This is a genomic window from Streptomyces scopuliridis, assembly GCF_042790125.1.
In the GTDB taxonomy this organism is placed as follows: Bacteria; Actinomycetota; Actinomycetes; order Streptomycetales; family Streptomycetaceae; genus Streptomyces; species Streptomyces scopuliridis_A.
Genome location: NZ_JBHTZS010000006.1, coordinates 113,613 through 137,115, shown reverse-complemented (window position 1 = coordinate 137,115; position 23,503 = coordinate 113,613). Strand labels below are relative to the sequence as shown.

Annotated in this window: 20 protein-coding genes; 8 read left to right on the top strand and 12 right to left on the bottom strand. The window is 71.6% G+C overall.

Annotation, left to right across the window (positions count from 1 at the left end):
• Positions 1-40 precede the first annotated feature (40 nt).
• Positions 41-2,608 carry a M14 family zinc carboxypeptidase gene (locus ACFRKB_RS11820; protein ID WP_383105366.1) on the bottom strand — a complete coding sequence of 856 codons (2,568 nt, stop codon included), beginning with the start codon at positions 2,606-2,608 and terminating at the stop codon, positions 41-43.
• Between the two features lie 202 nt (positions 2,609-2,810).
• Between ACFRKB_RS11820 and ACFRKB_RS11815 the strand changes: the two genes are divergently transcribed.
• Positions 2,811-3,632, top strand: a complete 822-nt coding sequence (locus tag ACFRKB_RS11815; RefSeq protein WP_383105365.1) for an EI24 domain-containing protein — start codon at positions 2,811-2,813, stop codon at positions 3,630-3,632.
• Positions 3,633-3,754: 122 nt separating this feature from the next.
• Here the strand turns inward: ACFRKB_RS11815 and ACFRKB_RS11810 are convergent, their stop codons facing one another.
• Positions 3,755-5,068 carry a pyroglutamyl-peptidase I gene (locus ACFRKB_RS11810; RefSeq protein WP_383105363.1) on the bottom strand — a complete coding sequence of 438 codons (1,314 nt, stop codon included), beginning with the start codon at positions 5,066-5,068 and terminating at the stop codon, positions 3,755-3,757.
• Between the two features lie 218 nt (positions 5,069-5,286).
• Here ACFRKB_RS11810 and ACFRKB_RS11805 point away from each other — a divergent pair, with 218 nt between their 5' ends.
• Positions 5,287-7,767 (top strand): glycoside hydrolase family 3 protein, encoded by a 2,481-nt coding sequence (locus tag ACFRKB_RS11805; RefSeq protein ID WP_383105361.1) that lies wholly within the window; start codon positions 5,287-5,289, stop codon positions 7,765-7,767.
• Positions 7,768-7,830: 63 nt separating this feature from the next.
• Here ACFRKB_RS11805 and ACFRKB_RS11800 read toward each other — a convergent pair whose 3' ends face one another.
• Both ACFRKB_RS11800 and ACFRKB_RS11795 read right to left on the bottom strand, forming a co-directional pair.
• Complete coding sequence (locus ACFRKB_RS11800) at positions 7,831-8,811, bottom strand: aldose epimerase family protein (protein ID WP_383105360.1); 981 nt, start codon at positions 8,809-8,811, stop codon at positions 7,831-7,833.
• 31 nt (positions 8,812-8,842) lie between these two features.
• Positions 8,843-9,685 carry an SGNH/GDSL hydrolase family protein gene (locus ACFRKB_RS11795; protein ID WP_383105358.1) on the bottom strand — a complete coding sequence of 281 codons (843 nt, stop codon included), beginning with the start codon at positions 9,683-9,685 and terminating at the stop codon, positions 8,843-8,845.
• Between the two features lie 428 nt (positions 9,686-10,113).
• Here ACFRKB_RS11795 and ACFRKB_RS11790 point away from each other — a divergent pair, with 428 nt between their 5' ends.
• From ACFRKB_RS11790 to ACFRKB_RS11780, 3 genes are all read left to right on the top strand, one after another.
• Positions 10,114-10,608 (top strand): DUF3145 domain-containing protein, encoded by a 495-nt coding sequence (locus ACFRKB_RS11790; protein ID WP_365971044.1) that lies wholly within the window; start codon positions 10,114-10,116, stop codon positions 10,606-10,608.
• Positions 10,609-10,641: 33 nt separating this feature from the next.
• Complete coding sequence (locus ACFRKB_RS11785) at positions 10,642-11,517, top strand: NAD(P)-dependent oxidoreductase (RefSeq protein ID WP_383105356.1); 876 nt, start codon at positions 10,642-10,644, stop codon at positions 11,515-11,517.
• A 206-nt stretch (positions 11,518-11,723) separates the two neighbouring features.
• Entirely contained in the window at positions 11,724-12,740 is a 1,017-nt protein-coding gene (locus ACFRKB_RS11780) for a PLL family lectin (protein WP_383105354.1), read from the top strand.
• Positions 12,741-12,865: 125 nt separating this feature from the next.
• On the opposite strand, the gene fabF is transcribed toward ACFRKB_RS11780, so the two are convergent.
• The 5 genes from fabF to ACFRKB_RS11755 all read right to left on the bottom strand — a co-directional run bounded on the left by fabF (position 12,866) and on the right by ACFRKB_RS11755 (position 17,771).
• Complete coding sequence (gene fabF / locus ACFRKB_RS11775; protein WP_383105352.1) at positions 12,866-14,128, bottom strand: beta-ketoacyl-ACP synthase II; 1,263 nt, start codon at positions 14,126-14,128, stop codon at positions 12,866-12,868.
• A 98-nt stretch (positions 14,129-14,226) separates the two neighbouring features.
• On the bottom strand, positions 14,227-14,478 hold the full coding sequence (locus tag ACFRKB_RS11770; protein ID WP_365971038.1) for an acyl carrier protein: 252 nt from the start codon (positions 14,476-14,478) through the stop codon (positions 14,227-14,229).
• A 66-nt stretch (positions 14,479-14,544) separates the two neighbouring features.
• A complete protein-coding gene (locus ACFRKB_RS11765) occupies positions 14,545-15,546 on the bottom strand; it encodes a ketoacyl-ACP synthase III (protein WP_383105350.1) in 1,002 nt (333 codons plus the stop codon).
• Positions 15,547-15,558: 12 nt separating this feature from the next.
• A complete protein-coding gene (locus ACFRKB_RS11760; protein WP_383105348.1) occupies positions 15,559-16,500 on the bottom strand; it encodes an ACP S-malonyltransferase in 942 nt (313 codons plus the stop codon).
• Positions 16,501-16,589: 89 nt separating this feature from the next.
• Complete coding sequence (locus ACFRKB_RS11755) at positions 16,590-17,771, bottom strand: PucR family transcriptional regulator (RefSeq protein ID WP_365971035.1); 1,182 nt, start codon at positions 17,769-17,771, stop codon at positions 16,590-16,592.
• 92 nt (positions 17,772-17,863) lie between these two features.
• On the opposite strand from ACFRKB_RS11755, the gene ACFRKB_RS11750 reads away from it, so the two are divergent.
• A complete protein-coding gene (locus tag ACFRKB_RS11750; protein ID WP_383105346.1) occupies positions 17,864-18,544 on the top strand; it encodes a pirin family protein in 681 nt (226 codons plus the stop codon).
• A 44-nt stretch (positions 18,545-18,588) separates the two neighbouring features.
• Here the strand turns inward: ACFRKB_RS11750 and ACFRKB_RS11745 are convergent, their stop codons facing one another.
• A complete protein-coding gene (locus ACFRKB_RS11745) occupies positions 18,589-19,410 on the bottom strand; it encodes a serine hydrolase domain-containing protein (protein WP_383105345.1) in 822 nt (273 codons plus the stop codon).
• A gap of 149 nt (positions 19,411-19,559) precedes the next feature.
• On the opposite strand from ACFRKB_RS11745, the gene ACFRKB_RS11740 reads away from it, so the two are divergent.
• Together ACFRKB_RS11740 and ACFRKB_RS11735 are read left to right on the top strand one after the other, a co-directional pair.
• A complete protein-coding gene (locus ACFRKB_RS11740; protein ID WP_383105343.1) occupies positions 19,560-20,024 on the top strand; it encodes a MerR family transcriptional regulator in 465 nt (154 codons plus the stop codon).
• A gap of 6 nt (positions 20,025-20,030) precedes the next feature.
• Positions 20,031-21,047: an aldo/keto reductase gene (locus tag ACFRKB_RS11735; RefSeq protein ID WP_383105341.1), complete on the top strand. Its 1,017-nt coding sequence runs from the start codon at positions 20,031-20,033 to the stop codon at positions 21,045-21,047.
• Between the two features lie 71 nt (positions 21,048-21,118).
• Here the strand turns inward: ACFRKB_RS11735 and ACFRKB_RS11730 are convergent, their stop codons facing one another.
• Together ACFRKB_RS11730 and ACFRKB_RS11725 are read right to left on the bottom strand one after the other, a co-directional pair.
• The gene (locus tag ACFRKB_RS11730; RefSeq protein WP_383105339.1) at positions 21,119-22,330 is read right to left on the bottom strand and encodes an acyltransferase family protein; all 1,212 of its coding nucleotides are present in this window, start codon (positions 22,328-22,330) and stop codon (positions 21,119-21,121) included.
• Entirely contained in the window at positions 22,327-23,445 is a 1,119-nt protein-coding gene (locus ACFRKB_RS11725; protein ID WP_383105338.1) for an alpha/beta hydrolase, read from the bottom strand. The genes ACFRKB_RS11730 and ACFRKB_RS11725 overlap by 4 nt, the downstream gene beginning before the upstream one ends.
• Between the last annotated feature and the right edge of the window lie 58 nt (positions 23,446-23,503).

The window sequence follows — 23,503 nt, the reverse complement described above, 5'->3', positions numbered from 1 at the left end:
CACACGGGAACGGCCCCTGACGGCATGACGCCGGGAGGGATCAGCCGGACGCCCCCAGCAGGGCCCGGCCGACCTGCGAGAAGAGCCCCTTCGGGTGGTCACGGAACAGCGGCTCCGTACCGAACAGCACCACGGACCCGCCCTTCGCGGACGTCCCGCTGACGACCGAGGCCCGGCCCGCCGCGTCCGAGGGACCGCCCGTGCCGTCCTCCTTCGCGCGCCAGTGACCGGACACCAGCGGGCTGCCGGTGCCGTACGACTGCTCGACCCGCACCCCGCGACCGAGGTCGGTGAACCACAGCGGCGAGTAGACGAAGGTGTGCGCCGGAGCGCCGCCCGTGATCGGGCCGCCCGCGTTGGTCACCCGCACCACCCCGTTCGCGTCGCCGTTGCCCGCGACCGGCTTGGCGGCGAGCAGACCGGCGGCGGTGTTGAAGGACGCCCCCGTCGATCCGAGCGTGACCACACCCGCGCCACCGGAGAGGAAGCCGTCCAGGGCCGTGCGCGCGGCCGGGTTGAGCGCGCCGTACTGGAGACCGGAGGAGACGTACAGGACATCCGCCTTCGACCAGTCGAAGCCGGCGTTCAGCGTCGCGGTCGACACCGGCAGCACCTCGAAGCCCATCTCCCGCAGGGCGAACTGCTCGCCGGCCGTCACTGCCGCCGCGACGCGTGTATGGGCCAGCGTCCCTGAGCCCTGCTCCTTGGTGGCGGTGAACGCGACGCCGTAACGGTCCGCGAGGACGGCCGCCTCACGACGGGCCGAGGCCGGCACGATCGCCGAACCGTCCGCCGCCCGCCGTACCTTCACCCCCTGCGTGAGCAGGGAGTTGAGCGCGGCCAGCTCCTTCGGGTCGTCCAGCCGCAGCCGCAGATCGCCCTGACCCGTCACCGCCCCGGTCGGGGACGCGGCCTGGACCGGACGCGCCGGGATGTGCAGCCCGCCATCGACCTTCTGGACCTTGTCGACGCTCGCGCCCCACAGCAGCCCGAGGCTCCACCCCGAGATGTCGTACATCGTGGAGACGTCCGCGCTGATGTCACGGCCCTCGTCGAGGATCACATTGGCGACACCGCGCTTGGCCTGGTGCATGTCGACGATGTACGAGCCCGCCGGATACGAACGTTCCGCCAGCCGGAAGCCGGCGCGGGCGCGCTCCACCCGTACGTCATTGGCGACCAGATGGTCCACCAGCCGGGCCGCCGCGGTCGCCGAGTGCTGTCCGTCGCCCGCCGGGATCACATACGCGCGGGGGAAGGACGTGGTGTACACATCCTCCGGTCCGATGCCCGGCACGCCCGGCACGGTCTCCTCGGACACCGGCCGCTGCGCCTCGCCCGCCACGCCCCGCCGGAACGTCTCGATCTGGTCGGCGATCACGGACGTACGGTGGTCGAGCGTGTAGTCGAGGGTCGCGCGCATCACCGCGCCCGCGATATCGGTGTTGATCGCGGAGCGCCGGCGCAACTCCTCCACCGGCAGGTTGTTGTAGTCGTTGTTGTTGACGCGCATCGGGAACTCGACGGTGTGCGAGGCCACCGCGCCCTGGAACGCCATGTACTGCGGGGTGAAGATCGGCGGCCAGTCGTCCCAGCCCTCCTGCTGGTCGCGGAAGGGGATGACGGGCGGCTGGACCCCGTCCTTCGCGGGCGTGTAGCCGAGATCGTTCACCGCCTTCTCCATGCCGAGGGCGTTGGCGTAGCTGTTCTTCAGGAAGAGGTCGTACTCATAGTTCTCGCCGTGCGGCGGTGTCGTCGGCTCGATCAGGGTGCCGTTGACATAGCCGTGCAGATCGAGCATGACGGCGGGCTGCTTGTCGACGGCGATCTGCCGGATGGCCCGCGACTCGGGCTGGGAGGCGGTGATGAAGTCCCGGTTGAGATCGAAGCCGTTGCTGTTGGCGCGGGTCCCGGCGATCCGGCCGTCCGGGTTGGCGGTCACATTGAGATAGATCCGGTTCTTGGCGAGCAGACCGGCCGTCCTGCCGTCCTTCGCCTTCGCCAGCTCCTCGATGAGCTTCAGGGCGGCGTCGGTGCCCTCCCACTCATTGCCATGGATGTTGTTGTTGATGAAGACCGGGGTCTTGTAGGAGGACGTGATACGGCGGTCCTTGGCGGCAGCCGCCGGTGAGTTCTCGATCAGCTCGCGCATCCGCTCCTGCTCGCGGGACTCGCGGGAGCTCTCGGGCGCGGTGACGGTGACGAGATACAGCTCATGGCCGGCCGCCGACCGGCCCGCCACCTCCACGCTGACGCGATCGCTCAGCTTCTGGAGGGCGTTGAGCCGGGGAGCGAGCGAGTGGTACGGGGCGAGTCCCAGCTTGATCGACTTGTCGGCGGGGTTCTCGGGCGGCGCGTCGAGGACCGTACGCCGGGGGTAGCCGCCGTCCTTGCGCAGCGCGGAAGGCGCGGACGTACCGATGGTGCCGGCGGTCTTCTGGAGCGCGCCGGCGGCGGCCGTGGCGTCGGGGCCGCCGTTCTCCCTGACGGGGTGCGGGCGCTGCGCGTCCCGGGCGGGGGCGGCGGTCGCGGGGAGCGGGGCCAGCAGCAGGGCGCCGGCGACGGCGCTGACAGCGGTGGTGAGCAGAACGGGTCTGGGTATCCCCATACGTCTGTTCCTCCGGGTCTTCGGAAGTGTCGGAAGTGACGGCAGAGTCAGAGGTGATCACCGCGAGGTGCTCACCACGAGGCGATCACATCGGAGCGATCAGAAATGATCGGCGGCGATCGACGTTGATCGGTACGCAGGGTCTACCGGTTACTCACGCGAACATCAAGAGGGGGCCATATACAGCCGGTAGGCTGCGCGCATGCATGATCTCGGCGCCGGCTTCGGCTACTTGATGAAAGGCCAGCGCTGGGTCGCGGGCCACGGCCGGTGGTTCGGATTCGGACTGCTGCCCGGTTTGCTCACTCTGGTCCTGTATGCGGGCGCGCTGGTCGGCCTCGCGTACGGCGCCGACGATCTGACGGCCTGGGCCACCCCGTTCGCGGACGACTGGTCCTCGCCCTGGCTCGGGCTCTTCCGGGGCTCGCTGACCGTGCTGGTCTTCGCGCTCGGGCTGTTCCTCGCGGTGATCACCTTCACCGCCGTGACGCTGCTGGTCGGCCAGCCCTTCTACGAATCGCTCTCGGAGGAGGTCGACCGCTCGGAGGGCGGCGAGGTCCCGGAATCGGGGCTGCCGCTCTGGCGTGAGCTGTGGATCTCCGCCCGGGACAGTCTGCGCATCCTGGTACGGGTGGCGCTGTACGGCGTGCTGCTCTTCGCGCTCGGATTCGTTCCGGTCATCGGGCAGACGGTCATTCCCGTGCTCGGCTTCTGCGTCTCCGGTTTCTTCCTGGCGGAGGAACTGACGGCGGTGGCGCTCCAGCGCCGTGGTGTCGAGCTGAAGGAGCGCCTGCGGCTGCTCAGGGGCCGCCGGATGCTCGCCCTCGGCTTCGGCGTCCCGCTCACGCTCGCCTTTCTCGTTCCGCTCGTGGCGGTCTTCCTGATGCCGGGCGCGGTGGCGGGGGCGACCCTGATGGTGCGCGAGCTGACGGCCCCGCCGGAGGACGCGTCCACGGACGACGACGCCGTGGCCGGCGGACAGGGCGCTCGGAGGCCGGACGTACCGCTCTCCATGGACAAGTAGCGGATGGACACGTAGCGGGTGGACATATAGCGGGTGGACACGTAGCGGTATCTCACGCAGCGCCGTCCGGTCCGGCAGGGCTCCGGACCGGACGGCGCCGTACGTCCCGCTTCCCGGCCGGCTCAGGAGGCTTCGGCGGCCACCGTGATGATCGTCCGCAGCTGCGCGATGATGTCCAGCCGGTTCCGTACGAACTCCGGGTCCGTCACGGAGCCCGTCGCCGGGTCGGTGTTCCCCGCCCCGAACTGGAGCACCGGCGTGTGCACATGGCCTCCCGGAATATCCAGCCCCAGACGGTCGCGGAGCAGCGTCGCGCGGTACGCGATCTCATTGGACAGATAATCCCCGCCGCCCCCGGCGCGGGCCGCCGAACCGGGCGTCGGTCCGTCGGGCCGTACCACCGGCGCGGTCCCGCCCGCCGGGATCTCCGTCACCGACGTGTTGTCGTACACCGGGAAGCGGCCGGTGCCGGCCGCCACGATCGAGCGGTACGGCAGGCTGGTCGTCGTCCACTGCGGCTGCGAGGCCGGATCGGTCACCGGCACGAGCCCGGTCTCCGAGACGTTCTCGTTGTCCCCGAACCCGCCGCGCCAGGCGCCGTTGAAGCGCTCGACATCGATCCGGCCGACCCGGCCCTGGCTGACCGTGGTGAAGAGATCGGCCCGTGACAGCGGTCCGCGCAGGGCCTGTTCGACGGTGCCGTCCGCGAAGTCCCCCCAGCGGACGGGGAAGACGGCGGCCTCGATCCGGGCGGGCCCGTCGGCCGTCCTGATCACCGTGCCGTCCAGCGCCAGCGCCGTCGCCCCGGACGGGTTGCTGATGCGGATGTCACGGTCCAGGGTGAACGGGTCGAAGCCCGTCAGCACGATCCGCTTGACGCCCTTGACCCCCTTCGCAGCGCCGCGTGCCGGGAAGTCCATCGAGTCCTGGCCGCGCGAGGAGCGCTCCAGCGTCCCGAGCAGCGCCGTCCGCGCGCTCTCGGAGAGGCCGAACTCCGGCTGCCACTGGCGCAGTTCACGAGTGAGCGCGAGCCGTGCCCAGTACAGCGGCCGATCGTCGTCCCGGCTCAGATCGCCACGCGCGGGCCCGCGCCCCTGCGCCCGGTCCACCGCCCGCTGCCACAGCCGCGCGCCGCTCCGTGCGACGGCCCGCTCCGCCTCGGCGTACGAGTCCGCGCCGCGCAGTGACCGCACGAAGTCCGGCGCCACCGCGTCGAAACCGCTGCGCCGCAGGATCTCCTGGGGCACGGCCCGGTCCAGCCGCTGTTCCTCGACGGTGAACGCGGCGGTGGCGCCGGCGGTGGCGGACCGGGCGGGGGCGGGCTGAGCGCCGAGGGGCTGCGCGGCGGCGAGCGGGGGCGGCGCGGTGAGGGTGAGCGCGGTGGTGGTGAGGAGTACGAGCCCGAGCAGTTCGGGGCGTACGCGTATGCGGCTCATGGGCCTCATGAGTCTCACGGGAGTCCTTCCGTCGGCTGGCGGAAGTATCGCCTCCGGACGGCCGGTTGACCATGGGCCCCGGTCTCCGCGCGCGCCGCTCGGACGCGTACGACCCGTACCCGAGGTCCGCGGAGGGGAGCGGTACCACCCCACCGGCCAGGATCGCTGTGCGACCATCCGGCGGAGAGACGCGATGACTTCGACGAGGAGGTACGGCCGTGGCAGACGCATCCGACACCCGGGCCGGTCACGCACGCGAGGCGGCCGTCGAGGCGGCGCTCGGCGCGCTGGAGCTGGACGCCAAGGCGAGGCTGCTGGCCGGTCAGGACATGTGGTCCCTGCCCGCGCTCCCGGAGATCGGGCTGGCGTCCCTGGTGATGTCCGACGGTCCGATCGGGGTCCGCGGGGTGCGCTGGACGGCGGACGACCCGTCCATAGCCCTGCCGTCGCCGACCGCGCTCGCCGCCTCCTGGGATCCCGGACTGGCCCGCCGGGCGGGCAGGCTGCTCGCGCAGGAGGCCCGCCGCAAGGGCGTGCACGTACTGCTGGCGCCGACCGTGAATCTGCACCGGTCACCGCTCGGGGGCCGCCACTTCGAGGCGTACAGCGAGGACCCGTATCTCACCGGCGAGATCGGCACCGGATATGTGCGGGGCGTCCAGGACGGCGGGGTCGGCACGACGGTCAAGCACTTCGTCGCGAACGACGCCGAGACCGACCGCTTCACCGTCGACAACATCGTCGCCCCGCGCCCGCTGCGCGAGGTGTACCTCGCCCCGTTCGAAGCCATCGTCGCCAACGCCCACCCCTGGGGCATCATGGCCGCGTACAACCAGGTCAACGGCTCGACGATGACCGAGCACCAGTATCTCCAGAACGAGGTCCTGCGCGGCGAGTGGGGCTTCGACGGCCCGATCGTCTCCGACTGGCTGGCGGCACGCTCCACCGTCGGCGCCCTGCTCGGCGGCCTCGACGTCGCGATGCCCGGACCGCGCACGGTCTACGGCGAGGCGCTGGTCGCCGCCGTACGCGCCGGTGAGGTGACGGAGTCCGCCGTCGACGACGCCGTACGCAGGGTGCTGCTGCTCGCCGCCCGGACCGGCGTCCTCGACGGCGCCCCCGCGGCCGTCACGGACCTTCCCGCGCCGATCGACGGCGACGCCCTCGCCCGCGAGATAGCGCGCCGCTCCTTCGTCCTCGTACGCAACGAGCCCCCGACGCGAGGCGCCGGCCACCCCGCCCTGCCCATCGACCCGGCCAGGACCGGTACGGTCGCGCTCAGCGGCGCCCCGGCCCGCGACGCCCGGGTGCTCGGCGGCGGCTCCGCGGTGGTCTTCCCCGACCATGTGGTCTCCCCGCTCGACGGCCTCACCGCCGCCCTTCCCGACGGCTCCCTGACCTACTCCCTCGGCGCCGACCCCAACGAGGAACTCACCGACGCGGACACCGGCTTCGAGCTGACCGCCGTCTGTCGCGCGGCGGACGGAAGGCTCCTCGGGACCTCCACCGTCCCGGGCGGCCGGGTGCAGTGGGCCGGCAGCGACCTGCCCGACGGCGTCACCCACGAGGAGCTGCACACCGTCGAGCTGACCGGCACCTTCACCCCGCGCGAGAGCGGCGAGCACACCTTCGGCACCCGGGGTCTCGGCGGCTTCGTCCTCACCGTCGGCGGCGAGGTCCTTTTCGACGGTACGGAGGAACTGGCCGCCGCCTCCGACCCGTTCGAGGCGTTCTTCGGCCGCCCGGTGGAGCGTGCCCGCGCCCGGCTGACCGACGGCGAGCGGGTCACGGTCTCACTGCTGCACACCGTCCACAAGATCCCGGACGCCCCGATCAAGGCCGTCGCGCTCTCACTGCTCCACCTCGGCCCGCGGCACGACCCCGACGAACTGATCGCGGAGGCCGTCGAGGCGGCCCGTACCGCGGGCACCGCCGTCGTGGTGGTCGCCACCACCGAGCGCGTCGAGTCCGAGGGTTTCGACCGGGTGAACCTCAAGCTCCCCGGCCGCCAGGACGATCTCGTACGCGCGGTGGCCGCCGTCAACCCGAACACCGTCGTGGTCGTCAACACCGGCTCCCCGGTGGAACTGCCGTGGCGCGAGGACGTGGCGGCGGTGCTGCTCAGCTGGTTCCCCGGCCAGGAGGGCGGCGCCGCGCTCGCCGATGTGCTGCTCGGCGCGGCGGAACCGGGCGGCCGGCTGCCCACCACCTGGCCGGTCGCGCTGGCCGACGTACCGGTCTCGGCGACCACCCCGACCGACGGCGAACTCCACTACGACGAAGGCGTGTTCATCGGCTACCGGGCCTGGGAACGGTCCGGCGTGGCCCCCGCGTTCCCATTCGGCCACGGCCTCGGATACACCGGCTGGGAGTACGAGACGATCGCCGCCACCACGGACGACGCGCGGGTACGGCTGCGCAACACCGGTATCCGCGCGGGCCGCGAGGTCGTCCAGATCTATCTGGCCCCGGTGGACGACACCGTGGAACGCCCGGCCCGCTGGCTGGCCGGCTTCGCGTCGGTCGAGGCGGGACCCGGTGAGACGGTCGAGGTGCGGATCCCGCTGCCGCGCAGGGCCTTCGAGATCTGGCACGAGGAGTCGGGCTCCTGGTCGTTCGTCCCCGGTACGTACGAGGTCCAGGCGGGCCGGTCCGTCGCCGACCGCCGGCTCAGCTCCCTGGTGCGGGCGCGGGCGTAGCGGTACGAGGGGTCCCGGGGCGGACTTGAACGCGCCCCGGGGCCGGGCCCAGCACCCCTTCCCCTACCGGACGCCGAAGCCGAACGTGGTGGCCGAGACGAACACCTCACCCGGCCGCAGCACCGTGCTCGGGAACGCGGGCCGGTTCGGGGAGTCCGGGAAGTGCTGGGTCTCCAGGGCGATTCCGTCCCCGGGACCGTACGGCTCCCCGTCGAAGTGGTCGCCGGTGTAGAGCTGCATCCCCGGCTCCGTGGTGGTCACGGTCAGCACCCGGCCCGACACCGGGTCGTACAGCTCGGCCGCCGGACCCGTCCCGTCCAGGACGAAGTTGTGGTCGTAGCCCGAGCCCACCGGGCGCGGCTTCCGGAAGTCGAAGCGGGTGCCCTCGACCGGAGCGAGCTTCCCGGTCGGTACCGCCGTGTCGTCCACCGGCGTGATGTGCCCGGCCGCGATGCGCAGTTCGTGGCCGGTCGCGGGGCCGCTGCCCGCGCCGCCCAGATTCCAGTAGGTGTGATTCGTCGGATTCACATGTGTCGGGGCGTCCGTCACCGCGCGGTAGTCGATCCGCAGCGCACCGTCCGCGTCCAGCGTGTAGGTCGCCGAGAAGTCCAGCCGCCCGGGGAAGCCCTCCTCGCCGTCGGGGCTGATCCGCGACAGCCGTACCCCGTGGTCCCCGGCCGGCTCCGCGTCCCACACGCGCTGGTCGAAGCCCCGCTCACCGCCGTGCAGACTGTTCGGCCCGTTGTTGGGCGCGAGCCGGTACGTCCGGCCGTCGAGTGCGAAGGCCGCGCCCCCGATGCGGTTCGCGTACCGGCCCACCAGCGCCCCGAAGTACCGCCCGCCGACGCCCAGATACCCCGCGAGGCCGGGGAAGCCGAGCGCCACATTGGCGACGGTGCCGTTCCGGTCGGGTATCTCGACCGACTGCACGATGCCGCCGTACGTCAGCAGACGCAGCCGGGTACCGGCCCGTTCGAGGGTCCAGCGGTGGACGGGCGTGCCCTCACCGGTCGCACCGACGCGCTCCGTGTTCATGACAGTCATGATCGAGAAGCCTACGCCGGGGAGCGCCGGGCTACGTGGGCGGCTTCACGGCCGTGACATTGCGGTACGCGATCTCCGCCAGCATGCTCTGCCCGTCCTTGCTGGGATGGAACCAGTCCCAGTGGCTCAGCTGCTCGCCGGTGAACCGGAAGTCGAAGACCGCACCGCCGTCGTACCGGCAGCGCGGGTCCTTCGCGCACACGTCCTTCAGCACGTTGTTGTACGCCACGACCCGCTCGTACACCATGGTGCGCCGGTCCTGAGCCCGCTTGCTCATGTCCTGCGAGTCGCCGAGCATCGTGGCGCAGATCCCCAGCTTCCAGATCTGCCGGCCCAGCGGATTGCCCCGGCCGGTCGACCAGAGCCGCTTCAGATCCGGCACGCTCGACACATACACCTGCGCCTTGGGCGCCCCGGCGCGCAACTGGCGCATCGACGCCTCGAACGACGTGCGGAAGTCGGCGACCGGCGTCATCTGCTCCGCCCTGTCCTGACAGGCGTCATTGGCGCCCACCATGATCGTGACCAGCTCCGGCTTGTTCTGCGCGGCCTGTGCGAGCTGGCCCGGCAGGTCGGACATCTTGGCGCCGGTCGCGGCGTGGTTCCAGCTGCGCTCCTTCGCGGCGGGAGCGCCGAGCAGCCGCAGGGCCAGGCTGCGTACGTTGCTGTCCGTACCCGTCGACCAGGACACCTCCGGGCAGTCGGCCAGCACCACACACGCGTCGAAGCCACGGGTGATGGAGTCACCGACCGCCGCCACCGAGGCCGGGGCGCGGTTCCACAGGGGCGGTCGCGCGGAGGGGCCGGTGCGCTTGACCTCCGTGTCGGACGAGGATCCGCCGAAGGCGCCACAGCCCGCCAGCAGGCCGGTCACGGTCAGGACCGCGGCGGTCGCGGCGGCCGTCCCGGCGCGTGAGCGCCGCCCACGGCGCTCATTCCGGACCGGGCGGCGATCCCCGCTCCGACCGCCGCCACCGCTCCGGATCCGAAGGCTCTTCCGCATCAGGGTCCCTCCCCTTGGCGTCCTCTTTGCATCCTCTTGATCAGTCTGGCGTCTTCAGGCATCCGGTGGCGTCCTGCCGAGTGAAAGCTTCGCGCATATCGGCCCCGGGACCGACCGTACGTCACCGCGGGCACCCCGCCGCACGGTAGTTTTTCCCACGTCGAACCAGAGGCGTCCGTTCTCTTGGCTCCGGTAAATTACATCACGTCACATGCTGTCCCTTTTGCGGAGTTTCACTCCCGATGCTGTTTACTGAGGCCGCTGGGAAAGGCGAACCTCGTCCCACACTGGAGGTCCCGGTGACGACACGTGGAGTTCTGTACATTCACTCCGCACCACGCGCGATGTGCCCGCACATCGAGTGGGCGGTGGCCGGAGTGCTCGGCCTGCGGGTCCAGCTCGACTGGATCCGGCAGCCGGCGTCGCCGGGCACCTGGAGAGCCGAGGTCTCCTGGAAGGGCCGGGCGGGCACCGCCTCCGAACTCGCGTCAGCCCTGCGCGGCTGGCAGATGCTCCGCTTCGAGGTCACGGCGGAACCCTGCGCCACCGCCGAGGGCGAGCGCTACAGCGCCACGCCCGATCTGGGCATCTTCCACGCCGTCACCGGAATGCACGGCGACATCCTGGTCCCCGAGGACCGGCTGCGCGCCGCGCTCGCGCGCTCCCAGCAGGGCGAGACACAGCTGGAGGCCGAGGTCGCCAAGCTGCTCGGCAAGCCGTGGGACGACGAACTGGAGCCGTTCCGGTACGCGGGCGAGGGCGCCCCGGTCCGCTGGTTGCACCAGGTCGTGTGAGCGGGCGGGGCTCTCCCGTCCTACCGTGGCTCCATGGCTGACCACCTCGCAGTAGCTGTCCTCGGCACCGGCATCATGGGCGCCGCGATGGCCCGTAATCTCTGCCGCGCCGGACATGACGTCCGGGTCTGGAACCGCACCCCGGCCAAGGCCGAAGCGCTGGTCGCCGACGGCGCGCGGGCCTTCGTGACCCCCGCCGAGGCCGTCGCCGACGCGGATGTCGTCCTCACGATGGTGTACGACGGCCCCGCCGCCGTGGAGGCCGTGACGGCCGCCGGCCCCGGGCTGCGGCCCGGCGCCATCTGGCTCCAGACGACGACCGTGGGTGTCGGGGCCATTCCCTCACTCGCCGATCTGGCCCGTCATCACGGGCTGGTCTTCGTCGACGCACCGGTGCTCGGCACGAAGGCGCCCGCCGAGAGCGGCGACCTCGTGATCCTGGCCGCGGGCCCCGAGGAGGCGCGCGGCCCGCTCGCGTCCGTGCTCGACGCCATCGGCAGCCGGACCGTCTGGCTGGGCGAGGACGGCTCCACCGCCGCCGCGAGCCGTCTGAAGCTCGTCTGCAACAGCTGGGTGATCGCTCTCACCAACGGTGTGGCCGAGGCGCTCGCGCTGGCCAAGGGGCTCGACGTGGACCCCCGGCACTTTCTGGAGGCCGTGGCCGGCGGCTCGCTGGACTGCGGCTATCTCCACGCCAAGGCCGCCGCCATCATGGAGGACGACTACGCCCCGAGCTTCTCGGTCGCGACGGCGGGCAAGGACGCCCGGCTGATCGTGGAGGCCGGGTCGTCGGCGGGCGTACGGCTGGATGTGGCGGCGGCGTCCGCCGAGCGGTTCCGCCGGGCGGAGGCCCAGGGGCACGGCGACGACGACATGGCGGCGACGTACTTCGCGAGCTTCGACGACTGAGGCGCGGTCCCGGTCTCGGCCACCGCCCGGTCTCTTCCACTGGCCGCTCTGCTTCCTGGCCTCAAACCCCGTTCCCCCGATGGGGTGATCGTCCGGCTGGTCCGGGCGTGTCGTTATGTCCGGCTGCGACCCTTCGTATACGGCGACTTCGTGCGCGGAGCGGCAGACGCACAGGGACGGGAGACGACAGGAGGGGGACGAGCGGCGTGACCACACCCGGAACGGTCTGGGGTGCCTTCCGGCCGCTCGGAGGCACTCTCGTCAGCGATCCGGCCGTGGTCGCCCGCTCGGACGGCCGGTTGGCCGTCCTCGCCGAAGGCCGGAACCACGCTCTGGTCCTCATCCGGCAGAACAGAGATCTGAGCTGGTCCCCGTGGACGGAGTTACCCGGGGCCCGGATCAGCGGGGTGCCCGCCGCGATCCTGGGCCGTGACCGACTGCTACGGGTCTTCTGGCGCACCCCGGGTGACGAACTGTTCGCCGGCCGGATCCCGGGGGAGTCCGGCACGCGCCCGGTCAAGGTGGCCGACGGCGCCGCGGGCGATCCCGCCGCGGTCCTCAACGCCGACGGGCGGATCTCGGTGTTCTACCGGGGTACGGACCACACGGTCCGGTCGGTCAGCCACACCTCGGTGGCGTACGCCGTCTGGGCCCCCGCCGCCACGATCGGCGGAGCCGCCGAGGGTGTCCCGTGCCCGGTCCTGGCGGCCGACGGGCGGGTGGCGGTGTTCGTACGGGGCGACGACGGCGAGCTGTGGATCGCGGAGCAGCGGATCCCCGACACCACCAGCGACTGGATCCCCTTCGAGCGGCTCGCCAGGACCCCGGCCCGCTCCGACCCGAAGGCCGCACTCGACGCGGACGGCCGGATCCGGGTCTTCTGGCAGGGCCGGGACGGGGCGGGCTGCTTCCTGGGCCGACAGGGGGACTACGCCGCGTGGAACCCGGAGGGTTCGCTCAGGGGCGGCCTGGCGGGCGCGCCGTATCCGTTCCGTTCCCCGCTCGACGGCCGACTCCAGATCTTCGCGGCCGGTCCCGACCGCGCGCTGTGGGTCGCCGGCCAGAAGACCGTCAACAGCGACCAGTTCACGGACTTCGCCCCTCTGAACGGCGCGCTCGCGGGCGCCCCTGTCCCCGCGTACCACTCCGACGGCCGGATGTCCGTCTTCGTCCGCGGCACCGACGGCGTGCTCCGATACGTGACGCAGAACTGGGCCCCTTAGGGCCTGTCCGGCGGGCCTGGACGACCGGCCGCGCCGCGCGGAAACCGGAGACGCCCGGCCGGGAAATCCCGGGCCGGGCGTCAGGGGCGGAGCCTGGCGAAGGTCCGCCGGGGACCGCCGCGCGGTCAGACCGTACGCAGCGCCAGCACCACGTTGTGGCCGCCGAAGCCGAACGAGTTGTTGATCGCCGCGATCGTGCCGCTGGGCAGATCGCGGGGGCCGTCGACGACGATGTCCGCGACGACATCCTCGTCCAGATCATCGACATTGATCGTCGGCGGGGCCTTGCGGTGGTAGAGCGCGAGGACCGTCGCCACGGTCTCGATACCGCCCGCGCCGCCCAGCAGATGGCCCGTCATCGACTTCGTCGCGGAGACCGCGACATGGTCGAGATCGTCGCCGAGCACCCGGCGCAGCGCCTTGATCTCGGCGACATCGCCCTGCGGCGTCGACGTGGCGTGCGCGTTGAGGTGCATGACCTCGGCCGGCTTGAGGTCCGTCTGGTCGAGGAGGTTCTCCATGGCCTTGGCGATACCGCGGCCGGTGGGCTCGGGCTGCGCGATGTGGTGGGCGTCCGAGGACAGGCCCTGGCCCAGCAGCTCGCAGTAGACCCGCGCGCCGCGCTTGGCCGCGTGCTCGGCCGACTCCAGGACGACCACGCCGGCGCCCTCACCGAGGACGAAGCCGTCGCGGCCCTTGTCGTACGGGCGCGAGGCCTTGGTGGGCTCGTCGTTGTTCTTGGACATCGCCATCATGTTGGCGAACGCCGCGATGGGCAGGGGGTGGATGGCAGCTTCCGTACCACCGGCGACGACTACGTCGGCGCGGCCGGTACGGATCATCTCCACCGCGTAGCCGACGGCCTCGGCGCCCGACGCGCAGGCGGAGACCGGGGTGTGCACGCCCGCGCGGGCGCCCACTTCCAGGCTGACGTTGGCGGAGGGGCTGTTGGGCATCAGCATCGGCACGGTGTGCGGGGAGACACGGCGTTCGCCCCGCTCCTTGAGCACGTCGTACTGGTCGAGCAGGGTGGTCACGCCGCCGATGCCGGAGGCGATCACGGTACCGAGCCGGTCGGGGTCGACCGAGGTGTCCTCCCCGGCCATGGCGGTGTAACCCGCGTCCGCCCAGGCCTCCCTGGCCGCGATCAGCGCGAACTGCGCCGAGCGGTCCAGCCGGCGGGCGAGCGGGCGGGGCAGGACATCGCCCGGGTCGACCGCGGCGGCCGCCGCGATACGGACCGGCAGCTGGGCGAAACGTTCGCCTTCGAGCGGACGTACTCCGGAGCGGCCCGCGAGCAGACCCTCCCAGGTCGTTGCGCTGTCGCCACCCAGTGGTGTGGTTGCGCCGATACCGGTGACGACCACGGTGCGATTGGTCGAGTTCACTGGAATTCTTTCTCCACGTGTAGAGGGTGCTGAATTTTTACGGCGCCACCACCGGGTGGCGGATGCCGCGCGATGGGTCAGCGCGAGAGGTCAGGAGGTCAGGCGTCCTGGTGCTTCGCGATGTAGCTGGCGGCGTCGCCAACCGTCTTGAGGTTCTTGACGTCGTCGTCCGGGATCTTCACGTCGAAGCGCTCTTCGGCGGCGACGACGACCTCGACCATGGACAGCGAGTCGACATCCAGATCGTCGGTGAAGGACTTGTCCAGCTGGACGTCCTCGACCGGGATACCGGCGATCTCATTAACGATCTCGGCGAGACCGTCGACGATCTCTTCCTGGGTGGCGGCCATGTTGGCGCTCCTTCGATGTTGAGCAGAGGGATATATCGGAACACGCTCCGGAAAGTTCCGGTGTGCCTAGGGGAGGGTAACGACCGTCGCGGCGTAGACAAGACCCGCCCCGAAGCCGATGACGAGCGCGGTGTCGCCACTCTTCGCCTGTCCGGTCGCCAGGAGCCGCTCCATCGCGAGCGGGATCGAGGCGGCCGAGGTGTTGCCAGTGGTCTCCACGTCACGGGCGACCGTGACGCTCTCCGGCAGTTTCAGAGTCTTCACCATCGAGTCGATGATCCGCATATTGGCCTGGTGCGGAATGAAGACGTCCAGGTCGGCGGAGCTGATTCCGGCGGCGTCCAGCGCCTGCTGGGCCACCTTCGCCATCTCGAAGACGGCCCAGCGGAAGACCGCCTGGCCCTCCTGCGTGATGGCCGGGAACTTCTCCACCGTTCCGTCGCGGTAGGCGTCCCACGGCACGGTCTGCTTGATGGTGTCGGACTTGTCGCCCTCGGAGCCCCAGACGGTGGGGCCGATCATCGGCTCCTTGGCGGGTCCGACGACCACGGCGCCCGCGCCGTCGCCGAACAGGAAGGCCGTCGCGCGGTCCTCCAGATCGGTCAGGTCCGAGAGCCGCTCGACGCCGATGACCAGTACGTACCGCGCCGAGCCCTCGATGACCATGCCCTTGGCCAGGGTCAGTCCGTAGCCGAAGCCGGCGCAGCCCGCGGAGATGTCGAACGCGGCGGGCCTGCCCGCGCCGATCCTGTCCGCGATCTCGGTCGCGACGGCCGGGGTCTGCTTGAAGTGCGAGACGGTGGAGACGATCACGCCGTCGATCTGCTCCGGGGTGATCCCGGCGTCCGCGATGGCCTTGCCGGACGCCTCGATGGACATCGCGGCGACCGTCTCCTCCGGGGAGGCCCAGTGGCGGGTCGCGATGCCGGAGCGGGAGCGGATCCACTCGTCGGAGGAGTCGATCGTTTCGAGGATCACCTCGTTCGGCACGACCCGGGTCGGGCGGTAGCCGCCCACGCCCATGATGCGCGCGTACGGGGCGCCCTTGCTGGGCTTGATCTTCGACATGCTCTCTGACTCCTATTCAGCCGTGGAGGAGTGTTCGGCGATCAGCGTGCGAGCCGCGTCGAGGTCGTCCGGTTTCTTCAGGGCGAGGGTCCGCACACCGGGCAGGGCGCGCTTGGCGATACCCGTCAGGGTGCCGCCGGGGCACAGCTCGATCAGCGCGGTCACACCCCGCTCCTTGAAGGTCTCCATGCAGAGGTCCCAGCGGACCGGGTTGGCGACCTGGCCCACCAGGCGGGTCACGATTCCGGAACCGGTGGCGACGGCCTGCCCGTCGCGGTTCGAGACGTACGGTACGACCGGGTCGGCGACGGAGACGGAACGCGCGGCCGTGTCGAGCTTCTCGACCGCGGGCGCCATGTGGTGCGTGTGGAACGCGCCGGCGACCTTGAGCGCCACCACGCGCCGTACGCCCTCCGGCATGTCGGCCTCCAGCGCCGCGAGTTGCTCACGCGTGCCGGCCGCGACGATCTGGCCCGCGCCGTTCACATTGGCGGGGGTCAGACCGAGCTTCTCCAGATGCGCGAGGGTGGTCTCCGGGTCGCCGCCGAGCAGCGCCGACATCCCGGTCTCCGTGATCGCGGCGGCCTCGGCCATCGCCATGCCCCGGGCGCGTACCAGCGACAGGGCCACCTCGTCGGGGACCACACCGGCCAGCGCCGCGGCGGCCAGTTCACCGACGCTGTGGCCGGCCGTGACACCGATGTGGCGCGCCACGTCCTCGGTGGTGGGGAAGAGCTGACGGGCGGAGAGCAGGGCGGCGGCGACCAGCAGCGGCTGGGCCACGGCGGTGTCCCTGATCTCGTCCGCGTCGGCGTCCGTGCCGTAGTGGACCAGATCCAAGTCGATGGCGGCCGACCATGCCCGCAGCCGGTCTTCGGCGCCGGGAAGGTCGAGCCAGGGAGTCAGGAAGCCGGGCGTCTGAGCGCCTTGGCCGGGAGCGACGAGTACGAGCACCCTCACACTCTCTCTTGCGAAGGGTCTTCACCGCCCGTGGGGAGGGGAACGAAGAACCGCTAGGGGAATTGTTGGAGTACGACAAAAGTCTAGGTCTGCGGATCTCCGTCGGCCAAGCGTCCCAGGATCAGGGCAATCCGCAGCGTGAACGCGGACCTCACATCGGAGGGTGACCATCCGGTGACGTCAGTCACACGTCGCAGCCGGTAGCGCACGGTGTTGGGGTGCACGAACAGCATCCTCGCCGCGCCCTCAAGACTGCTCGCCTGCTCCAGATAGACACTCAGAGTCTCCAGCAGCGCGGACCCCGCTTCCTCCAGCGGTCTGTAGATCTCCTCCACCAGCTGCTCGCGCGCGGCGGGGTCGGAGGCGATCGCGCGCTCCGGCAGCAGATCGTCCGCGAGCACCGGGCGCGGTGCGTCCTGCCAGGCGAAACACGCCTTGAGGCCGGCCGCCGCGGCCTGCGCGGACTTCGTGGCGGCCAGCAGATCGGGCACCACCGGGCCCGCCACGACGGGGCCCGCCGCGTACGGGCCGATCAGCGCCTTGGCGACCTGGAGCGGATTGTCGCTGCCGCCCGCGATCACCACGAGCCGGTCGCCGAGCACGCCGGTGAGGACCTGGAGTTTGGCGTGCCGGGCCGCCCGGCGGATCGCCTCCACGGTCAGTTCGCTGTCCTCGTCCGGGGCGGTGCCGAGCAGGACGCAGACATGTTCGGGGGAGTTCCAGCCGAGCGCCGCCGCCCGGGAGACGGCGCCTTCGTCGGCCTCCCCGGAGAGCACGGCGTTCACGACGAGCGACTCCAGCCGCGCGTCCCACGCGCCGCGTGCCTCGGCGGCCTGCGCGTACACCTGCGCCGTCGCGAAGGCGATCTCCCGCGCGTACACGAGCAGCGCCTCGCGCAGCGCGGACTCGTCGCCCGGGGCGGCGACCTCCTCGATCGCCGTCTCCATGACCTCGATCGTGGTCCGTACCATCTCGACGGTCTGGCGCAGGGTGATCGCCCGCGTCAGCTCGCGCGGGGCCGTGCCGAAGACATCGGTGGAGATGGCCTGCGGGGTCTCGGGGTGGCGGAACCATTCGGTGAACGCGGCGATACCGGCCTGGGCGACCAGCCCGATCCAGGAACGGTTCTCCGGCGGCATCGCGCGGTACCACGGCAGCGTCTCGTCCATGCGGGCGATGGCGTTCGCGGCGAGCCGTCCTGAGGACTGCTCCAGCCGCCGCAGCGTCGCGGGGTGCGGATGGGGTTCGTTCGAGGGTTCAGCCACGGGTCAAGAGTGCCTTATCGGGGCCACTGCCTGCGGGGCCGGGGTCGCCGGGCGTCTCGTGCCATCCCCGCCGGAGCGCCTACCGTGAAGCCGTGATTCTCGTACGGTACGCAGCGCAGCGGTATGTCGGCGGCGACCCCTCGGCGGGCATCGAGTCCCTGCACGCCTTCTCCTTCGGGCGCTTCTACGATCCGGACAATCTGCGCTTCGGCGCGGTCCTCGCCTGCAACGAGGAGCGGCTCGCGCCCGGCGCCGGGTTCGACGAGCACCCGCACAGTCATACGGAGATCGTCACCTGGGTCGTCGAGGGCGAGCTGACGCACCGCGATTCGGCCGGGCACGCCACCGTCGTGCGGCCGGGGGACGTCCAGCGGCTCAGCTCGGCCGGCGGGGTACGGCATGTGGAGCGCAACGACGGCGACCGGCCGCTGGTCTTCGTACAGATGTGGCTCGCGCCGCTGGAGCCGGGCGGCGAGCCCGCGTACGAGGTGGTGCGGGGCATCGCCGACGCCACGCCGTACGCCCTGCCGGGGGCCGGGGCCATGCTGCACGTACGGCGCCTGCGCGAGGGCGAGCGCTCGGCCGTGCCGGACGCGCGCCGGGTGTACGTCCATGTGGTGCGCGGCGGGGTACGGATCGATGGCGCGGGAGGCGCGGAAGGGGAAGCGCCCGCGCTGGGGCCCGGGGACTCGGCGCGGATCACGGACGCGGAAGGGCTCGGACTGACCGCGGGCCCGGCGGCGGAGGTACTGCTCTGGGAGATGTCGGGCTGAGCACTGGGGGGTGAGCGCTGGGGGTGAGCGCTCAGCCCGGGAGTTCAGGCGGACAGCTCGGCGAGGACCGCGTCGGTGAACGGCGGCCAGGCCTCGACCGCCCATGGCCCGAAGCCCCGGTCGGCCAGCGCCACACAGGCCGCGCCCGCGTCCGGGTCGACCCACAGGAACGTACCGGACTGCCCGAAGTGCCCGAAGGTGCGCGGCGAGGACGAGGCGCCCGTCCAGTGCGGCGACTTGGCGTCCCGGATCTCCATGCCGAGGCCCCAGTCGTTGTTCTTCTGGAAGCCGTAGCCGGGCAGCACGCCGGAGAGCCCGGGATGGACGACGGTCATCGCCTCCAGGACGGTGCGCGCGTCCAGCAGCCGGGGCGCCTGGAGTTCGGCGGCGAACCGCGCCAGATCGTCGACGGTCGAGACCGCGTCCCTGGCCGGGGACCCGTGCTCGGGCAGCGAGGTCGCGGCCATGCCGAGCGGCTCGAACACCGCCTCGCGGAGATAGTCGGCGAACGCGATCCCGGTGGCCTTGGCGATATGGTCGCCGAGCACCTCGAAGCCCGCGTTGGAGTAGAGCCGGCGGGTGCCCGGCGCGTTGGCCACGCGGTGCTCGTCGAAGGCCAGACCGCTGGTGTGGGCGAGCAGATGCCGGACGGTCGCCCCCTCGGGCCCGGCCGGTTCGTCCAGCTCGACCGCCCCCTCCTCGTACGCCACCAGCGCCGCGTACGCGGCCAGCGGCTTGGTCACGGAAGCGAGCGGAAACCGCCGCGCCGTGGGGCCGTACGACCCGGCGACGGTGCCGTCCGCCCGTACGACGGCGGCCGCGGCGTTCGGCACCGGCCAGTTCTCGATCATCGCCAGGCTCTGCATGGTGACGAGGTTAGCGAGAGTGCCAGCCGCATCGAGGGGCCGGGGGGTACGGGCGAAGCCCAGGGCGGCGTGCGGCGGTTCGCCTCAGCCGAAACTCGCCGACATTTCCGCTTGCTTGGAGTGCGCTCCAAGGATCTAGCGTTGAGGACATGACGCTGACGGAGAGCACCCCCGTACAGACGGCCCGCGTGGACGACTGCGCAGCGGCGCCGCGCGCGCATCCACGGCCCGATGGGGCGGCGCGTTACACGATCAGCGAGGTCGTCGCCTTCACCGGACTCTCGGCGCACACCCTGCGCTGGTACGAGCGGATCGGCCTCATGCCGCATGTGGACCGGTCGCACACCGGCCAGCGCCGCTTCAGCAACAAGGACCTGGACTGGCTCGCCTTCGTGGGGAAGCTGCGGCTCACCGGCATGCCCGTGGCGGACATGGTCCGGTACGCCGAGCTGATCCGGGTGGGCGAGGAGACGTTCGAGGAGCGGCAGGAGCTGCTGGAGCGGACACGCCGTGATGTCCATCGGCGGATCGCGGAGCTACAGGACACTGTCGCCGTACTCGACCACAAGATCAGCTTTTACGCGGGCGCCCGGACGGCGTCGGAGAGGGTCTGAACCCCGATGAGCGACAGCAGGATCGAGAAGGTACGGCTCGGGACCGGCGGACCGGAGGTCGGTGTCCAGGGACTCGGCTGCATGGGAATGAGCCAGTCCTACGGGCCGACGGACGCCGACGAGGCGCGGGCCACGCTGGAACGCGCCCTGGAGCTGGGCGTGACGCTGTACGACACGGCGGATGTCTACGGGGCCGGGGAGAACGAGAAGTTCATCGCGCCGTTCGTCCGGGCGCACCGCGACGAGATCGTCCTCGCCACCAAGTTCGCCCTGGGCGTCGACCCGGCCGACCCCACCAAGCGGACGGTCCGCAATGACGCGCCCTATGTCCGCCAGTGCGTCGAGGGAAGCCTCAAGCGCCTCGGCGTCGACCACATCGACCTCTACTACATGCACCGGCGCGATGTGAACGTCCCCATCGAGGAGACGGTCGGCACGATGGCCGAGCTGGTGCGCGAGGGCAAGGTCGGCCACCTCGGGCTGAGCGAGGTCACCGGGCGCGAGCTGCGGGCCGCGTCGGCCGTACACCCGATCGCCGCCCTCCAGTCGGAATGGTCGCTGTTCAGCCGCGACATCGAGGCGAACGCCGTACCGGCCGCCGTCGAGCTGGGCGTCGCGCTCGTGCCGTACTCCCCGCTCGGCCGGGGCTTTCTGACCGGCGCGTTCGTCCACGCCGACCAGGAGCTGGCCGCCGACGACTTCCGCCGCCAGCAGCCCCGGTTCACCGGTGACAACGCCGCCGCGAACGCCGCGCTGCTCGACCCGGTACGCAAGATCGCCGAGGGCAGGAACGCGACCCTGGGGCAGGTCGCGCTGGCCTGGGTGCAGCAGCGGGCCGCGGTGTACGGACTGGCCGTCGTACCGATCCCGGGGACCCGCAAGCGCGGCCGGATCGAGGAGAACACCGCCGCCACGCGGCTCGTCCTCACCGAGAGCGAGCTGCGGCTGCTGGAGCCGATCGCGGGCCAGGTGGCCGGCGGCCGGTACACCGACATGTCGTTCACCTCGGCCGGCCGCGAATAGTCCGGACGGTTCGCCGCCCGCCCCGCCGCCCGCCCTGACGCCCGCCCCGACGCCGGCTCCGCCGCGGGCGCTCACGCCAGTCCCAGCGCGAAGACCGCGAAGCCCGCCGCCAGCAGCCCCGCTGCCGCGCGGCGGGCCTTCGACGCGCGTGTCCCGGTCTGCCACGGGGCGTCGAAGCGGCGCGCGTACTGCCCGATGAGGACGAGCAGTGTCGCGAAGAGCGGCATCCAGGTCAGCCGCGCCACGATCCACCCGAGAGAGTCGGGGGAGGTCGTCAGACCGGCCACCGGCCCGAGGAAGGACGCGGGCACGGCGGTGGCGAGCATCGCCGTCTGGTGCCAGCACAGGATCGTCATCGCGCACAGATTGATGACGACGACCGGCGCCCACAGCGCGGGCCTGCTCAGCAGCCGCGCGATCCGGTCGCGCAGCAGGATCGCCGCGCCGCTCTGCGCGGCGGCCAGGGCGAGCACCAGCAGGGACGGCGGATGCGAGTTGGTACGGAGCTCGCCGGGCACGCCGACCATCGACGCCGGGTAGTGGAGGACGACCAGCAGCGCGGCGAAGAGCAGCGTGCCGCCGATGAGCAGGACACGCGCCCCGCGCCGGCCGATCCGGCCCTCGCCCCAGGAGACTCCGAGCTGATACGCGAAGAGCCAGCCGGGCAGGATGTTCACCATGCTCAGCCAGGACGGCATGGTGTCGGCATAGGGGCCGTAGCGCAGGAAGTCGACGACGGCGACCGACACCAGCAGAGGAGCGGCGGCCCAGCCGCCCATCTTGTGTGCGGCGCGCACACAGTACGGGGTCAGCGCGGTGACGACCGTATAGACCCCGACGAACCACAACGGCTGGATCACCAGCGTCGATCCGGTACGCAGCGTGGTGCCGGGCACGCCGAGCACGTACAGCAGGGGCATCGCCGCCGCCCAGACGGCCGTCACCCCGAGGACGGGCCTGCCGAGCCGCACCACGCGCTGCCGGAGCCAGGCGGCGGTGGTGGACGTCCTTCTGCGGTACGAGAGCACGGAGGCGTATCCGCCGACCAGGAAGAAGATGCCCAGCATCTGGAGCACCCAGCTCACCGGCGCGAAGCCGCCGAAGGTGGCGAGGGGGCTGGCGTTGTGCAGCGCGCCGTCGTCGTCCAGGGTGAAGCCGCCGAGCAGCCAGTGCCCGGTGGGTACGGCGAGCAGCGCGAGGGCGCGCAGCCCGTCGATCGCGCGGTCGCGGTGGGCGGGGGTCCGTGCCTCGATCTTTTCGATCGCGGTGGCGAGTGTCGTCATCGGACCTCTCCCTGTGTGGTCTGGCCCTGCGTGATCCGGCCCTGTGTGGCCTGGCCTTGTGTGATCTGGCTCTGTGTGATCCGGCCTTGGGCGATGGCGGCGAAGGCGCGGAGCGAGTCCGTGCCGGGGACGAAGTAACCGTTATGGCCCTCGGCCAGCTCGGCGGGCACCCGGCGGGCACCGAAGGACGGGGCGGTCGGGTCCTGGCCATGGCCCAGGCCCGCGATCTCGACATGGGGGACCTTGGAGATCCAGTCGGAGGGATCCTTGGCGGCCCAGACCCGTGCGTCGGTTTGGAGGTCCGCCCTGTGCCCGGCCCGCATTCCAGGGGCGCCGAGCACCACGATGTCGGTGGCGTTCACCTCGGAGGCGGCGAGCCCGCACACCACCGCGCCATAGCTGTGGCAGAACAGCGCGGGCTTCCCGACCCCGGCCGCCGTGAGCCCCTGGGTGAACCGGGCCAGCCGGCCGGCCCCCGCCTCGGCGAGATCCCCGGTGGCCACGTCGAGACCGAACCCGACGGGTGTGGTGTATCCGGCCCAGGCGATCACGGCGGTACGGCCGCCCGTCGCGGCCCGCAGCGATCCGGCCATGCCAGCGGGGGCGCCGTACGGATCGTTCGTACGGTCGAAGGTCGCCGCGTCGATGTCCGAACCTGGTACGACGACGGACACATGGCGTGCGGTCGCCAGATCCCCGTACACCTCGGCGACCTGGCCCCGGCCGCGCGGGTCGAAGGCGAGGATCTGCCGTCCGGGCTCCGCGAGCCGTTCGTACCGGGGGTCGTGCTCGGCCCGTACCGCGCGGGAGTTGGCCTCGTACCGCAGTGCGACCGGCGCCCCGTCGAGATTGCCGACGACCAGCGGATGGCGGCTGACGAGCGATTGACTCTGACGTGGCGTCAGCGTGGCGAAGAACGCGGCGACTTGACCGGGCGTGGCGGTCGCCGGGTCGGGCAGTGCCCGGCCGAGCGAGTCGTCCGCGCGCCAGGCGGCGCTTCCCACGGGCGGTCCCGTGACGGGCCGTTGGCTGCTGCCCGAGGCCCAGCCCGCTGTTCCCCCGACCATGGTCGTCGCCAGTGCGGCGGCGACCAGGGTCCTCCTGTAGCGGCGCATTCCCGTCTCCTCTTCCCGCTCGCTCCCTGTGATGGCGAGGAGGAAGGTAGGAAGAGGG